The organism is Serratia sp. NPDC078593, assembly GCF_050268245.1.
Taxonomy (GTDB): Bacteria; Pseudomonadota; Gammaproteobacteria; order Enterobacterales; family Enterobacteriaceae; genus JBNNGK01.
The window spans coordinates 268427-284383 of the sequence record NZ_JBNNGK010000003.1 but is presented as its reverse complement, the minus strand read 5'-3'; the positions used below and the strand labels follow the sequence as shown (position 1 = coordinate 284383).

The 15957-nt window shown below is 50.2% G+C and carries 14 protein-coding genes, 1 pseudogene and 1 riboswitch; of the genes and pseudogenes, 9 read left to right on the top strand and 6 right to left on the bottom strand.

All coding sequences use genetic code 11. The annotated features are described in order from the left end of the window. Window positions 1–209: 209 nt before the first annotated feature. Complete coding sequence (gene sdaA, locus ACQKDS_RS05430; protein WP_399666372.1) at window positions 210–1574, top strand: L-serine ammonia-lyase; 1365 nt, start codon at window positions 210–212, stop codon at window positions 1572–1574. Between the two features lie 498 nt (window positions 1575–2072). Then, the gene (locus ACQKDS_RS05425) at window positions 2073–3689 is read left to right on the top strand and encodes an EAL domain-containing protein (RefSeq protein ID WP_399666375.1); all 1617 of its coding nucleotides are present in this window, start codon (window positions 2073–2075) and stop codon (window positions 3687–3689) included. Window positions 3690–3705: 16 nt separating this feature from the next. Here ACQKDS_RS05425 and ACQKDS_RS05420 read toward each other — a convergent pair whose 3' ends face one another. Further along, window positions 3706–5253 (bottom strand): TerC family protein, encoded by a 1548-nt coding sequence (locus ACQKDS_RS05420; RefSeq protein WP_399666377.1) that lies wholly within the window; start codon window positions 5251–5253, stop codon window positions 3706–3708. A gap of 540 nt (window positions 5254–5793) precedes the next feature. Between ACQKDS_RS05420 and manX the strand changes: the two genes are divergently transcribed. The 5 genes and pseudogenes from manX to mntP all read left to right on the top strand — a co-directional run bounded on the left by manX (window position 5794) and on the right by mntP (window position 9978). Then, entirely contained in the window at window positions 5794–6765 is a 972-nt protein-coding gene (gene manX, locus ACQKDS_RS05415) for a PTS mannose transporter subunit IIAB (RefSeq protein ID WP_399666380.1), read from the top strand. Window positions 6766–6820: 55 nt separating this feature from the next. Then, window positions 6821–7621 (top strand): PTS mannose/fructose/sorbose transporter subunit IIC, encoded by an 801-nt coding sequence (locus ACQKDS_RS05410; RefSeq protein WP_399666382.1) that lies wholly within the window; start codon window positions 6821–6823, stop codon window positions 7619–7621. A gap of 15 nt (window positions 7622–7636) precedes the next feature. Next, window positions 7637–8482, top strand: coding sequence for a PTS mannose transporter subunit IID (locus tag ACQKDS_RS05405; RefSeq protein ID WP_399666385.1), 846 nt, complete (start codon window positions 7637–7639; stop codon window positions 8480–8482). A 55-nt stretch (window positions 8483–8537) separates the two neighbouring features. Next, window positions 8538–8993 (top strand): annotated as a pseudogene (locus ACQKDS_RS05400) (DUF986 family protein); the annotation flags it as partial. Window positions 8994–9214: 221 nt separating this feature from the next. After that, window positions 9215–9396: riboswitch (yybP-ykoY riboswitch) on the top strand. Window positions 9397–9408: 12 nt separating this feature from the next. Further along, on the top strand, window positions 9409–9978 hold the full coding sequence (gene mntP, locus ACQKDS_RS05395; RefSeq protein WP_399666388.1) for a manganese efflux pump MntP: 570 nt from the start codon (window positions 9409–9411) through the stop codon (window positions 9976–9978). A 147-nt stretch (window positions 9979–10125) separates the two neighbouring features. On the opposite strand, the gene rlmA is transcribed toward mntP, so the two are convergent. Then, a complete protein-coding gene (gene rlmA / locus ACQKDS_RS05390) occupies window positions 10126–10944 on the bottom strand; it encodes a 23S rRNA (guanine(745)-N(1))-methyltransferase (protein WP_399666391.1) in 819 nt (272 codons plus the stop codon). A 143-nt stretch (window positions 10945–11087) separates the two neighbouring features. On the opposite strand from rlmA, the gene ACQKDS_RS05385 reads away from it, so the two are divergent. Beyond that, a complete protein-coding gene (locus ACQKDS_RS05385; protein WP_399666394.1) occupies window positions 11088–11804 on the top strand; it encodes a polyphenol oxidase family protein in 717 nt (238 codons plus the stop codon). 52 nt (window positions 11805–11856) lie between these two features. On the opposite strand, the gene cspE is transcribed toward ACQKDS_RS05385, so the two are convergent. The 3 genes from cspE to ACQKDS_RS05370 form a co-directional block, all read right to left on the bottom strand. Next, complete coding sequence (gene cspE, locus ACQKDS_RS05380; protein ID WP_002221949.1) at window positions 11857–12066, bottom strand: transcription antiterminator/RNA stability regulator CspE; 210 nt, start codon at window positions 12064–12066, stop codon at window positions 11857–11859. 41 nt (window positions 12067–12107) lie between these two features. Beyond that, window positions 12108–12224, bottom strand: a complete 117-nt coding sequence (locus ACQKDS_RS05375; RefSeq protein ID WP_002211058.1) for a DUF2627 domain-containing protein — start codon at window positions 12222–12224, stop codon at window positions 12108–12110. A 757-nt stretch (window positions 12225–12981) separates the two neighbouring features. After that, complete coding sequence (locus ACQKDS_RS05370) at window positions 12982–13998, bottom strand: MBL fold metallo-hydrolase (protein WP_399666397.1); 1017 nt, start codon at window positions 13996–13998, stop codon at window positions 12982–12984. Window positions 13999–14213: 215 nt separating this feature from the next. Between ACQKDS_RS05370 and ACQKDS_RS05365 the strand changes: the two genes are divergently transcribed. After that, on the top strand, window positions 14214–14501 hold the full coding sequence (locus ACQKDS_RS05365; protein WP_399666400.1) for a hypothetical protein: 288 nt from the start codon (window positions 14214–14216) through the stop codon (window positions 14499–14501). Between the two features lie 37 nt (window positions 14502–14538). On the opposite strand, the gene ACQKDS_RS05360 is transcribed toward ACQKDS_RS05365, so the two are convergent. Further along, a complete protein-coding gene (locus tag ACQKDS_RS05360) occupies window positions 14539–15924 on the bottom strand; it encodes an amino acid permease (protein ID WP_399667078.1) in 1386 nt (461 codons plus the stop codon). Window positions 15925–15957 lie beyond the last annotated feature (33 nt).

Genomic DNA, 15957 nt, shown 5'->3' with positions numbered 1-15957 from the left:
TACCTGTAAAATATCCGTGCCTGGTATAATCCACTGTAAAAATAGGGTTTAAACTCACGGCACAAACCTAAAAAAGTAACACCAAGGATTATTTTATTTCATGCGAAAAGGGCAATCAAACCCGTACGACCCTTTTACAATATCGCCGTTCCCTGCGCGGTTTTTAACCGATGCAGCCATAATAATATGCCTCTTTAAGGAGTTTTAGCGTGATTAGCGTTTTCGACATGTTTAAGATCGGTATCGGCCCGTCCAGCTCTCATACGGTTGGACCGATGAAAGCCGGCAAACAGTTTGTCGACGATCTGGAAACTAAAGGCCTGATGCCTTCTATCACGCGTGTTGCTGTAGATATTTACGGCTCACTTTCATTGACCGGTAAAGGCCACCATACCGATATCGCGATTATCCTCGGTCTAGCTGGCAATATGCCGGACACCGTTGATATCGATAGCATCCCGGAATTTATTCGCGACGTTGAACAACGTCAACGCCTGATGTTGGCTAACGGCCAGCATGAAGTTGATTTTCCGCGTGACGGCGGCATGGTGTTCCGTAGCGACAACCTGCCGTTACATGAAAACGGCATGCAAATCCACGCCTTCGCAGGGGATAAACAGGTCTATAGCAATACCTACTATTCTATCGGCGGCGGTTTCATCGTCGATGAAAAACACTTTGGCATGGCTGACACCAATGAAGTCACGGTGCCCTATCCGTTCCATTCCGCGCGTGAAATGCTCGACCACTGCCACAACACCGGTCTGTCACTCTCTGGCATGGTCATGCAAAACGAGCTGGCGCTGCACAGCAAGCAGGATATCGAAGCCTACTTTGCCGATATTTGGCAAACCATGCGCGCCTGTATCGATCGCGGTCTGAACACCGAAGGTGTATTACCTGGCCCGTTACGCGTACCACGTCGCGCATCTGCGCTGCGCCGGATGCTGGTATCTTCGGATAAGTTATCTAGCGATCCGATGAACGTGATTGATTGGGTAAATATGTTCGCCCTCGCCGTCAACGAAGAGAACGCCGCGGGCGGGCGTGTCGTTACCGCGCCAACCAACGGTGCCTGCGGCATCGTACCGGCGGTATTGGCGTATTATGACCACTTTATCGAATCGGTCAGCCCGGATATCTACATTCGTTATTTCTTAGCCTCCGGCGCCATCGGCGCACTGTATAAAATGAATGCGTCTATTTCCGGTGCAGAAGTCGGCTGCCAAGGCGAAGTGGGCGTGGCCTGCTCAATGGCAGCCGCCGGTCTGGCAGAACTGCTCGGTGGCAGCCCAGAACAGGTTTGTGTCGCGGCAGAAATCGGTATGGAACACAATCTGGGTCTGACATGCGACCCGGTTGCAGGCCAGGTTCAAGTACCGTGTATTGAGCGTAATGCTATCGCATCGGTCAAAGCAATTAACGCGGCGCGTATGGCGCTGCGCCGTACCAGTGAGCCACGTGTTTCGCTGGATAAGGTGATTGAGACGATGTATGAAACCGGCAAAGACATGAATGCTAAATACCGTGAAACATCACGCGGTGGCTTGGCGATCAAGGTGCAATGTGATTAAGCGATAATGACGCCAGTTAGCGTCATCGGTATCCGTTAATTTTGCACACTATTGGCCGTTGTTGTGTAATATTTTCCTGACCTAACTGCATTATCCGAAAGGCGTTTTTCACCATTACATCGGGCAATTATCGGGGCCGTACATATGGCGCGGCCCTGATAATCATGCCCAGTCCACTTGGCTTCCGCGCGCATTCAACGTTCCCCAATCTGTTGCCGCCGAACCACGTTAGATACAGTTTTAAGTCAAGGTTGCCAGATGACCGATAAATCAAAAGCTTACGCCTGCCCAGCCCACCATGCCGCACACAAACCACTTTAATCCCTCCGGCTATCCGCGATTTAACCCATAAATTACCCTTCTGTTTATCGAAATTGAAATAATTTATTGCGTTACCATCAAGGCTTAACGATGACAGGCTAGAATTAGCCGTGAATGTGCTCTAGGGCATAGCCGGATGCTGGCGTCAGGCTGGCCTAGCCAACAAGGATTGACCCGATGTTGTTGACCCAACTTGCCGTTGCAAAGTACCGCTACTACCGCTGGCTCTTGGCCGGTTCAGTTGGCGTGGTGGTGCTGTTGGTGTCACTTTATATTCGCTATTATCAACAAGTTAAAGCCGTTGAACAGGCCCAGCAGGCTTTTGTCTCTCGAACCATCAATAAACTGGATAGTTTGCTACAACCCGCAGCCCTACAAGCCAAACGCATCATGCCCCTCATTGGTCAGCGCTGTGAGCTAGTGACTTCAACCCTGCGTTTTCAGGCAGCGCAGAATCAGGCGTTGCGATCGTTGTTACTGGTCGATGAGGGTGATATCTATTGTTCCAGCCTATTTGGTCAGCGCCATTATCAATTCGCCAACCTTTTCCCACACATGGATAAACGTGCAGGGGCGCAACTGGCGCTGCGCCCCTCCGTCGTTGTCGAGAAGGGGTTGCCAACCCTAATTATGTGGACACCACAATCCAGCACTAGCATCAAGGGCATACTTCACGTATTTAATATTGAGTTGCTGGCTAATTTCTTGCTAGAGCCGCAACCACCTTTCGCGCAGAGCGTGGTGTTAAACGTTGCAGGCAACAGCTTAGCCTATGGTGGACGTGAAATTGTGCGTGCCGACTTATTGACAGACGATCTGCGTTATACCGCTACGTCCCGGTTTTATCCCTTTTCCATTTCGCTGTTTGGCCCCACACCCCGTTCACTGGCGCTCGCTGAGCTACCCAGCCATCTCCCATTGGCATTGTTAATTAGTTTGCTGACTGCCTATGTCAGTTATTTGGTTACCGCCAACCGAATGAGCCTGTCTTATCACATCAGCCACGCCATTAGCCGCCGCGAGTTCCGCGTCTACTGCCAACCGATTATCAACGGTACAACCGGGCGCTGCATTGGTGTAGAAACGCTGCTGCGCTGGAAGAATAAACGCCAGGGTTGGATATCACCGGACGTATTCATTCCGTTGGCTGAAAAACACGGTCTGATTATTGCGCTAACGCGTTATCTGATGAAAACCGTGGTAGACCACTTGCCATTATTTCCACCTCGGCCGTCGTTTTACATCAGTATTAACGTCGCCGCCGAGCATTTTAATTCGCAGGGAATTATGGAAGATATTCGCAACATTTGGTTGCCGGCAAACCCAATGCCTTCATTAATGCTTGAACTGACGGAGCGTTCTGCGCTATCTGAAACCCAGCACGAACAAATCAACGCGTTAAAATCACTCGGCATTATCCTGGCAATCGATGATTTTGGCACCGGCCACAGTTCATTAAGTTATCTGAAAAACCTCAGTCCTGACGTCTTGAAGATCGATCGCGGTTTTACCGCGGCCATAGGCACTGACGCGATTAATGCCACCGTCACCGATACCATCATCACCTTGGCGCATCGATTAAAATTAAAGCTGATTGCAGAAGGTGTGGAAACGGCTGAACAGGCCGCTTACCTGAGATCGCGCGAGGTGAATGCTATGCAGGGCTATTATTTTGCCAAGCCGATGCCCATAACGGTTTTCCCGCGATGGCTACAACAACATGAAGCGCGCCAAAGAGCGGTGCATCGGCCTGAGGAACGGCAAAACCAGCCGAAGAATAAGCCGGAGGTCTGACCCCCGGCTTAGCAAGTTACGCGTGCTCGTCGACAGGCGGAACAACTTTACTGATACGAACCATTTCAATGCGGTAATCAGACGCTTCAAGGATCTCAAATCGTAACTGATTGAGTTCCAGCACATCACCCACTACCGGCATCTGTCCATAGTGTGCCAACAGCAAGCCGGCCAATGAGGCATAATCCGATGTCGGGCTGACCAAATTGTCACAGTTGAGTGCCTGCTCCAAGGTGTGTACATCGGTTCCCCCCTGCACTCGCCAACTGTCACCTTCGACCACAATGTCTGGTGTTTCATCCTCATCAGGGAATTCACCGGCAATCGCTTCCAGTACATCTAGCGGTGTCACCAGACCTTGCACCACACCAAACTCATTGGAAACCACCACCAGGCGACCTTTCGCACGGCGAAGCACCGGCAGCAGGTTGATCACATCCATAGTGTCCGGCACCACAATAGGCGGGGTTCGAGCCGCAAACTCGGCGATATCATCCCCTTGTTCCAGCGCCACCAGCAACTCTTTGGCTCGTACTACCCCAACAATGTGGTCCAATTCATCACGACAGACCGGGAACAGACTGTGTGGCGTATCCAGTAACTGCGCGCGAACCTCTTCTACTGCGTCGTCGCAATCTACCCACGATATTTCGGTTCGCGGGGTCATCACACTACGAACCGAGCGCGAGGCCAACGTCAACACGCCGCTTATCATATATCGCTCTTCTTCAGCGAAGGTTTCATCCACTGGTTGAGGCAAGTCCTCGGCCATTTGCTGCTGGGCTCGCTGCTGCCCCATCAGTCGCATAATCGCCTCAGCGGTACGCTCGCGCATTGGGCGGCGCGCCTGATGTTTAATGAAGTTACGGCGTGCAATCTGGTTGAACAGTTCGATCAGTATCGAGAAACCAATCGCCGCGTAGAGATAACCTTTCGGTATGTGCAGGCCAAATCCTTCCGCGATCAGACTTAAACCGATCATCAGCAGGAAACTCAAACACAACACCACGATAGTCGGATGTGCATTAACGAAATTCGTCAACGGTTTGGAGGCGATCAACATAACAACCATCGCAATCACTACCGCTGTCATCATCACCGGCAGATCGTTCACCATACCCACCGCAGTAATCACCGCATCAAGCGAGAAAACGGCATCAAGAATGACGATTTGCACCACCACGGCCCAAAACTTGGCGTACCCCCGGTTGCCGCCGGCCTGATGCGGTTGCCCTTCAAGACGCTCATGTAACTCCGTCGTGGCTTTAAAGAGTAAGAACACGCCACCAAACAGCAGGATCAAATCACGGCCAGCGAAGCTGAATCCACCGACGCTAAACAACGGCGTGGTCAACGTCACCATCCACGAGATCACTGATAGCAAGCCTAACCGCATGATCAGCGCCAACGACAAACCAAGAATACGCGCTTTATCCCGCTGTTTTGGCGGTAGTTTGTCCGCAAGAATGGCAATAAATACCAGGTTATCGATACCCAGTACAATTTCCAATACCACTAAGGTTAATAACCCCGCCCAAATTGAGGGGTCCATTAAGAATTCCATTTATCAGACTCCGAAACAAAGACAGGATTGCGAGATCGCACGCAGGCGCGGCGCGTCAGACGCAGAAGATGAGTTAAATTGGGACTGAATTAGCGAGGAATAACTGAGTGGTCGTGAGCAACATATAACGCCGGCAGAGGGCGGGAACAACCTTGAAAAGCAGCAACTTCGATGACGGTCCATAGGGTGGGCTAATGCCCTTCACTCCTGAGTAATGAAAGAGAAACTCACTGTATCAGGATTTTTTTTACCGTCAACACGCTTTTAAAACAAGTTCTGCACCTTTTTTGTTGGCGTTGGTACCTCGAGAGGAATCTTAACGCGTAATAGCCGAGCGTCGTCACATAAATTATTTTTTCGATCACTAAAATAAATGACGCACAGATGAATTTCCGCGCTCAGGTTTTTGATACTGCGCGACTAATACCCAATGTGCGTTTTTAAATTTCCACCATAATGGATCTGAATAACGCAAGTGACTGCCAGGAAGGTAGCGAAGACGACACAATCCGTGCCTGAAGTTTAATGAGGAGGTAGCGAGTGGCAATAGCTATTATCATCGGCACTCACGGGGCTGCAGCGGAACAATTGCTGAAAACAGCGGAAATGCTATTAGGTGAACAAGACAACGTCGCCTTTATCGATTTCGTTCCCGGTGAAAACGCCGAAACACTAATTGAAAAGTATAACGGCAAACTCAGTGAATTAGATGCCAATGAGGGCGTTTTATTCCTGGTTGACACATGGGGCGGCAGCCCATTCAACGCGGCCAGTCGCATTGCCGTTGATAAAACCAACTATGAGGTTATCACCGGCGTTAACATTCCGATGTTGGTTGAGACATTCATGGCCCGCGATGACAACCCAGGCTTTGATCAACTGGTCGCACTGGCCTTAGAAACCGGCCGTGAGGGAGTGAAAGCACTAAAAAAACCGGAAGAACAACGGGCAAAGCCTGCTGAACAACCGGCCTCCCCGCCTTCCGCAGCCGCGGTAACACCGGCTCCATTAGGCCCCGATGACCACATGAAAATCGGTCTGGCACGGATTGACGATCGCCTGATACATGGCCAAGTCGCGACCCGCTGGACCAAAGAAACCAACGTGAGTCGCATTATTGTCATCAGTGACGAAGTCGCGGCCGACCATGTACGTAAAACCTTGTTAACCCAAGTCGCCCCGCCGGGTGTCAGCGCCCATGTGGTTGATGTCGCTAAAGCCATTCGCGTGTGGAATAACCCTAAATATGCTCACGACCGCGTCATGCTGCTATTCACTAATCCAACCGATGTTTGGCGCTTGGTCGAAGCAGGCGTGGATATCAAATCGGTCAACATCGGTGGTATGGCATTCCGCCAAGGTAAAACCCAGGTTAATAATGCCGTTTCGGTTGACGCACAAGATATCGAGGCGTTTAAAAAACTCAACGACCGCGGTATTGAATTGGAAGTTCGTAAAGTGTCGTCCGACACACGTTTAAAAATGATGGATCTGATAAACAAACTTAATTAATGGCAACCGCCAGTCATTACACTTACTCAGAGCGCTTAGTTATAGGAGAAGTACAATGGAGATCACCACTCTTCAGATTGTGCTGATATTTATCGTCGCATGTATTGCCGGAATGGGTTCCGTGCTGGATGAATTTCAGTTCCACCGCCCGCTGGTCGCCTGTACGCTGATTGGCTTCATTCTCGGTGATATGAAAACCGGTATCATTATCGGCGGTACGCTTGAAATGATTGCCCTCGGCTGGATGAATATCGGCGCTGCGGTAGCACCGGATGCCGCATTGGCATCAATCATCTCCACCATTTTGGTTATCGCTGGCGGGCAAAGCGTCGGCGCCGGCATCGCACTGGCTATCCCGCTGGCCGCCGCCGGTCAAGTGTTGACCATAATCGTGCGTACGCTCACCGTCGCCTTCCAACATGCCGCTGACAGTGCGGCAGAACGGGGTAGCCTGCGTGCTATTACCTGGATACATATCTCCGCTTTACTGCTGCAAGCCATGCGCATAGCGATTCCCGCCGTTATCGTGGCAGTTTCGGTGGGCACCGCGGGCGTTCATGCGCTGCTCAATTCGATTCCTGAAGTGGTGACCACCGGTCTGAACATCGCAGGTGGCATGATCGTCGTCGTGGGTTACGCCATGGTGATCAACATGATGCGGGCCGGCTATTTGATGCCTTTCTTCTATGCCGGTTTCGTCACCGCGGCATTCACCAATTTCAACCTGGTGGCTTTGGGGGTGATCGGCGTGGTCATGGCCGTGCTGTACATCCAACTCAGTCCGAAATACAACAAGCCGCAGGTGGTTCCGAGTGGCGCCGCTAAACCCAACGATCTTGATAACGAATTGGACTAGGAATAGGTGAGAGAAATGGTTGATACCACTACAACTCAAAAGAAATTGACGCCTGCCGATGTTCGCGGCGTATTCATGCGCTCTAACCTGTTCCAGGGTTCGTGGAACTTCGAACGAATGCAAGCGCTCGGTTTTTGCTTCTCCATGGTGCCTGCTATCCGTCGGCTGTATCCAGAGAACAATGATGAACGTAAACAGGCGATCAAACGTCATTTGGAATTCTTTAATACTCATCCTTACGTCGCCGCACCGATCCTTGGTGTGACGCTGGCGATGGAAGAACAGCGTGCGAACGGCGCCCCTATCGACGATGCGGCCATCAACGGTATCAAAGTCGGTTTAATGGGCCCATTGGCTGGCGTCGGCGATCCGATTTTCTGGGGCACCATGCGGCCAGTTTTTGCCGCTCTGGGCGCCGGTATCGCCATGACCGGCAGCCTGTTGGGGCCGATTCTATTCTTCGTCTTGTTTAACGTGGTGCGTTTGTTAGTGCGTTATTACGGCGTTGCCTACGGGTATCGCAAAGGCGCTGATATTGTTAATGATATGGGCGGCGGCTTCCTGCAAAAACTGACGGAAGGAGCGTCTATTCTCGGCCTGTTTGTCATGGGGGCACTGGTTAACAAATGGACGCACGTCAATATCCCGCTCGTCGTGTCTGAAATTACCGATCAGACCGGGCATACCACCATCACCACGGTGCAAACCATTCTTGACCAGTTAATGCCAGGTCTGATCCCACTGCTGCTGACCTTCGGTTGTATGTGGCTGCTGCGTCGAAAAGTCAACGCACTGTGGATCATTTTGGGTTTCTTTGTGATCGGCATCTTCGGCTACTGGATTGGCCTGCTGGGTCTGTAACGTCGCCTGACCGCCGGGGGGAAACCCCCGGCTTTTTTATTATGAGGTTGAACAGATGTCGCTGACGGATATTGCACTGGTTGTTTTCATCGTGCTGTTACTGGCCTATGCGTTTTATGATGAGTTTGGTATGGCGCGGATGAAAGGTGAAACCCTGCTGAGCATTAAACTTAAACGCAGCAACCGCGTCGATTGCCTGATTTTCGTGGTGTTGCTGGCAATTTTGCTGTATCACAACATCACCAACCATGGCCAGCCGTTAACAACATGGCTACTCTTATCATTATCATTCGTTGCAATTTATATTTCCTATATTCGCTGGCCTAAATTGTTATTCAAAGCACAAGGGTTTTTCTATGCAAATACCTTTATTGAATATCGAAGAATAACTGCCATGAATTTATCGGAAGACGGCGTTTTAGCGATCACTCTGGAACAGCGACGCTTATTAATTCACGTTACTCATTTAGACGATCTTGAACGAATTTATAATTTTTTCATTGAAAATCAACAAATAAAAACAAACCCCTCAACAAAAATGCTAAAAAAACGCGTATTTAGATTAATAAATAAGCGTGAAAGGTGCTTTTTTTGTTTATTATTCCCGCAATAATACTGTCACTATTTCAATTAATGCACCGTCCAATACCGTAATTGAAAATAATTATCACTTTCATTTTTGCAACAAGTGAAATTAAACGTTGTCTCCGTAAAAAATATTATGGTATGGTTGCGCCCGTCATTGGGGAGTAGCCGGTTTCTGGATAATCATGACCAGAAACGCCCGTATCAACATACTCGTTTTGCAGTCTGAAACGTGGTGCGGGCAGCCTGAAAGGTTTGGCGAGACCATAGGCACGTAACTCCGTCGTTTGGTTGGGGGTGGGTTACGTGTGTATGGAGCCGCCCGGCCGAGACTATTTCACATGAATCTTTCCGCAACACTTATTCTGGCTTTTGGCATGTCTATGGACGCATTCGCAGCGTCAATCGGCAAAGGCGCTAGCCTGCATCAACCGCGCTTTCGTGAAGCACTCCGCACCGGTATTATCTTTGGCGTCATCGAAGCCATTACGCCGCTCATTGGTTGGGCATTAGGGTTCTATGCCAGCCAGCACATTATGGAGTGGGATCACTGGGTCGCTTTCGGCCTGCTGTTTATTCTTGGTATGCGAATGATCGTCGAAGGCGTACGCAATCGGCCTGAAGAAACCGTCAAAGTAAAACGACATGGTTTCTGGGTGCTGGTTGCCACCGCCATTGCGACTAGCCTCGACGCGATGGCCATCGGGGTTGGCTTGGCCTTTTTGCAGGTAAACATTGTGCATACTGCGATGGCGATTGGCTGCGCCACTATGATTATGGCCACGCTGGGCATGATGATTGGCCGCTTTATCGGCCCGATATTGGGTAAACGTGCAGAAATTATTGGTGGCGTCGTCTTGATCGGCATTGGCGTGAATATCTTGCTTGAACACTTGGGTTATCTGGCTTAACTCGCTGACCGCCAAATATTCACCCGCATCGTTAGCCAAAACTTACCAAGGGCGTAGCGTACGCTGCGCCCACTCATAATGAGATGTGCCTAACCAGATAACGCAAAAATACAGCAATAACCGCCACGTCGCTCACCGGCCAACCCGTTAGCCCTGACGACGATGCACCCTAATCGCGAAGTCCGCCTCACAGAAAACGTTTTCTTGCGCGCGTAAGCGTTGTTGAACCTCAGGTGTTGCTCGCCAGGCAAACGGCGTCATTTGCAATAAATTAGCCGCTTGCTCACCCGGCAGAGACATCGGATATGCCAAGCTTTCACTGCCTTCCAGTTCAAACCCCGGCAACGTCTCGTCTAACTCAGCATGTTGCTGCGCCTGTTGATATATCAGCTCTTTTAACTGATATAAATGCCGTGGCCCCGGTGATACCGTCATCACCACACCGCCAGGCTTAACGACGCGTGCTAACTCCTCTGCCTTACAGGGCGCATAAATGCGTAGAACCGCATCCAACGCGCCATCAGCAAACGGCAGGCGATGACTTGATGCCACACAGAACGACACCGCCGGATAGCGTTTCGCCGCATAGCGAACCGCAACTTTCGCAACGTCTAACCCATAAACCGTCATTGCTCGCTGTTGGTTAAGCACCCCGGCTACCGCTGAGGTGTAATAACCTTCGCCACAGCCAATATCTAACAGCGATTGCGCGTCGTCACTCAGTGCACCACTTAGCCATTGCGCGACACGTTGCTGCAGAGGCTGATAGAAACCGCCATCAAGGAATGCGCGCCGCGCCTGCATCATCTCCACGCTGTCGCCTGGCTGTTTGGAGCGTTTATGCTGCACGGGCAACAGGTTAACATACCCTTCTTTCGCACAATCAAACTGATGATTGTTCTCACAACGCCATTGCGGATAAACAAAAGTAAGCGGTTGATGGCACAGGGGGCAAACATAAGACATGAATTAATTTCCAGAGAATGCGGGCGCGATTAGTCTAAATAAGCCCAGACCGTGATGCAAGATACATCCCCATCGACACTAGCCAAGCGGGGAAAAAGCCCGCTACACTGAAATTCTGCCCCTAAACAGGTTACTTCAGAATTATGACCGATCATTCTACCTTGCTTAGCGCCATCCCGACCATTAAACACGGTTTCGGTAATAAAAGTGCTCTGCTGCCGACACCACTGCAACCCTACCTCACTACCCAGCCGGAGAAGGTGCAGGTACATGGCACACGCATTGTTGACGTGCTTCATCCTGCGCAAGCCTGTGGTGACGCTGACGGCGTTTATACAACTCAGCCCGGCATTTTGCTTAACATACTTACCGCCGATTGCCTGCCGGTCATTTTCAGCCGTAATGACGGTGGTGCAATTGCTGCCGTACACGCGGGTTGGCGGGGGTTACTGGACGGTATTTTAGAAGAAATGGCGGCACGGATTGAACAGGATGACTCAACCGCTAACTGGGTGGCAGCGATTGGTCCGGCGGCCGGCGCCTGCTGTTATCAGGTGGATGAAGCGTTAGTTGACCAATTTAAACAGCGGTTGCCACTGCCCGCCACACTGATCAGCCCACGATACCGATACCTTGATCTGACGGCGATCGCCGAATACAAGTTGAAAGCGCTCGGGTTTGCTGCCGTCGACACCGTAGGCAGTTGTACTATCTGTACGCCAAACAGCGATCCGCACCTACCACAGCACTTTAAATACACCAGTTTTCGCCGCAATAGTCATCGACGCCAACAAGATCCGCACCATCCGAGCATCAAAGGGCGTAATCAGTATGCAGGGATTATCATTACGGCTGAATAACGCAAACGAAAAAGCCCGCTTAAAAGCGGGCTTTTTGTACAGCTAACGCAACTTAGATAGCAGTAACGTTTACTGCAGATGGGCCTTTCTGGCCATCTTGGATTTCGAACTCAACGTTCTGGCCTTCAGCCAGGGTTTTGAAGCCGTTACCCTGAATTGCAGAGAAGTGTACGAACACGTCTTTGCTGCCGTCAGCTGGAGTGATGAAACCGAAACCTTTAGACTCGTTGAACCACTTAACTTGACCTTTGATCTTTGCCATCTTGAGTATTTCCTTTGGATTGTTTAAACCGCCCGTAGGCGTTACATAGACAAACTAGAGTCGTTACTGCTTGAGGCACTAAGATAAGGATCGGCAGAGAAGCGGTATTCAACGCTAACGTCTTTACTCAGAACTTCTTTACTGAAAATGCCACACATATACAGAACTGTACCTCGTTTTACCCAGATGCGTTATCACATACTCTGTATTCGATGGCAAGCCATTTTTAATCACTGGTGGACGTGTCGCACATAATTGAAACGGTCGAGAGCAACAATGGTATAAATAGACTAAAATCTATTGAAGCTTTCTCTATTTTCTGCTTTATAACATGTACCGCAACACGGCGCATCCTGACTGAAATCTGGCAAAATCGTCAACCACTCACGCGTTGTGATCAGCCGCATATACCGCGCATCGACGCTTAGAACATTAAAAAATTTGAATCTTTATGAGTTTTGGTATGTATTGATCTATAGCGATGAACGGCAGGAGAAACACGCTGAACACTATGCAGTGTGCGACCAGCGCCCTACCATAAGTCTATGTCGAGCAGATGACACCCCCGCTTTATGTGGTAGCCACCGCCCCACATCGGTGCATAAGCATGCATTTTTGCAGAATAACGCACCAGAAGAGAACGTGCGTGCCATTATATATCAACCACCTGTATATTTATTTAATGAAAACAATAAATGGCAATCTATATTATATTTCATACATTAATTTAGATAACGTACGATTTGTTATAAGTAATATCAATGTTAAAGAGTGATAATTAACTTTATGATTAATCCTGAAGCAAAGTTATTATTGATAAATAATGTTACGCGGCTGTTCAATATGTTCCGCTCCCGTCGGCAAGCAACAGCCCCTCCGTACGAGAGGCCGCGTAACAGGCTGAGGGCAAAAGCATCAGCCTACCCATTCGGGGTTAGCACCAAGTTCAATACGCTGCCCTATTTTGAGTAAATCAAATTGATGATGATGTATTCCTGCTGCACTCAATGCCTGTTTTAATTGCTGCGGCGGCTCATCCAGCGACTCATCAGCCAATTCAAATACTCCCCAGTGAATAGGAATAACGCGTGGCTGCTTTAATTGTTGATAAAGCCTGACTGATTGTTCCGGCGACATATGCTGTTCTTGCATGAACCAACGTGGTGCATAAGCACCTATCGGTAACGCCGCCAGGTCGAAAGGCCCTAGTCGCTCGCCAATATCCGCCAGCCGCTCGGAATAACCGCTGTCGCCAGAAAAGTAAAAACGCAGATTCGGATGATGGATCACCCAACCACACCACAATGAACGGTTTCGATCCCAGAGCGAACGCATGCTCCAATGGCGTGCCGGAGTCGCATGGAAGGTCATATCACCGAATGATCGGCTTTCCCACCAATCCAGCTCCTCAACACGCGTGGTACGATAGTGCCGGAACCAGTTTTTCAAGCCCAGCGGCACGATAAACGTGGCGTTAGGAAAACGCTGGATCAGTTGCCGTACCGTACGTCGATCAAGGTGATCATAATGATTATGCGAGATCAACACGACATCCACCGCTGGCAATTGCCGCACCTTGAGTGGCGGCGGCGTACGGCGCTTTGGCCCATAAAAACTTAGCGGTGAAGCGCGCGGTGACAAGGCGGGATCAATCAGCACATAACGCCCACTCAAACGCAGTAAGAGCGCAGCATGCCCTAACCACCAAACGCAATCATGCTCACCACTGAGATCGGCAGATTGCCACCAGTTAGCGGTGAACTGCTGATAACCACCACGTGGCGGCTTCGGGAGTCCCTGTTTTTTACGTTCATCCTGCCAGCGCTGCAGATCGCCTTTCTGACGTAGTGAAGGCTCCAGATTACGAAAGCCGTGCGGCGTGTGATGCGGCTTATTGGCGTCGTAATAGCGATTGTTTACCCTTTTACTCACTTATTTTCCCCATGACAGCCCCTCCAAAGGGCACACGATTGCTGTGACCACGTTAAAAGGTTTACCGCCTGATGAACAGCACTCAATTTATCTGACCTTTTTGCTTATCCCGTTGTCTGACTCCCCAAGAGCAGTCAAAGGCCAACAAGAGCCCGTTAAGCCTCTCTTAAGATCATTATGTTTTACTTGTCAGGACAATCAGAGAAGGAGAAGTTATGGGCCGTTCTACATCACGCCAATCGCGTGTTCGCAGGGGCAAGATCCGCAGCGCGATACTGGCAAAAATTCAATATTGGAAAATGTATGCCGTCATGAAACTACGCCGTATACGCATCCCTACCGCATTAATGGCGCTGACTGGCGCATTGGTGAGCTTTTTCGTGTTGGGGTTATTGATGCTCAGCGTGGTCGCGATTGACATCATTACCACGCTATTGCTGTTGTGCAGAAAAGTGCTGGGCCGCGGTCGCCACCACGGTAACGCCTTTATGCCACGCAGTTAGCACGATGAGGAGGCGATAACCCGCCTCCTCATGTTGTCTACGCGCGGTTGCGTTGTGCTTTCTTACCCGGTGAGGCCTTACGACGCGTTAGCATAAAACCAATCCAAAGCCCCATCAGCCACACCGGCATCAGCATGACCGAAATACGGATTCCTTCGGTGAGATACATAATCACCAAAATCATCGACAAAAACGCCAAACACAAATAGTTACCGAACGGATACCATAACGCTTTGAAGTGTGGGATGACCCCCTGCCGATTCTTCGCCGCACGGAACTTCAGATGCGCCAAACAAATCATCACCCAGTTAATGACCAACGTCGAAACCACCAGCGCCATTAACAACTCAAAAGCTTTTCCCGGCATCACATAATTAATCAGTACACCAATCGACGTCACTAAGGCTGATAAGGCAATAGACAGCACCGGTACGCCACGTTTATTGACGCGAGTCAGCACTTTCGGCGCATTACCCTGAGTTGCCAAACCAAACAGCATCCGGCTATTGGCATACACACCGCTGTTATACACTGACAACGCAGCGGTCAGCACCACAACGTTCAGAATAGTCGCCACCAGATTACTGTTGAGTGCGTGGAAGATCATCACAAACGGGCTACCGCCCTCCACCACTTTACCCCATGGATAAAGTGACAACAGTACGGTCAGCGATCCAATGTAAAAAATCAAAATCCGGTACACCACCTGGTTGGTGGCTTTCGGGATACTGTGCCGCGGATCGGCCGCCTCTGCGGCAGTAATACCCACCATTTCCAAGCCGCCAAATGAGAACATGATCACCGCCATCGCCATCACCAACCCTTCAACGCCATACGGGAAGAATCCACCCTGCGCCCAAAGATTGCTGATGTCGGCTTCCGGCCCCCCGCTGCCGCTTGCCAGCAGGTAGGCGCCAAATACGATCATACCCATAATCGCTGCAACTTTGATGATGGCAAACCAAAACTCCGTTTCACCGTAAATTCGCACATTAACCAAATTAATCAGGTTAATCAGCACGAAGAACACCGCTGCGGAAACCCAAGTGGGGATCTCTGGCCACCAGTATTGGATATAGATACCCACCGCAGTCAACTCCGCCATGCCGACCAGAATGAACATCGCCCAGTAGTTCCAACCAGACAGGAAGCCAGCAAAATTGCCCCAGTATTTATAGGCAAAATGGCTAAACGATCCGGCGACTGGTTCTTCCACCACCATTTCGCCCAGTTGGCGCATGATCAAAAAGGCGATAAAACCGCCGATCGCATACCCCAGCAATACCGAAGGCCCGGCCATTTGAATCGTTTGGGCGATACCCAGGAATAAACCGGTGCCGATGGCGCCCCCAAGGGCAATGAGTTGTATGTGTCTGTTTTTTAAACCGCGTTTTAGCGGGGTATCCTGCTGCTGACCGCCCATCTTATCCTCATATGGCAACATACCTTGCCGTTA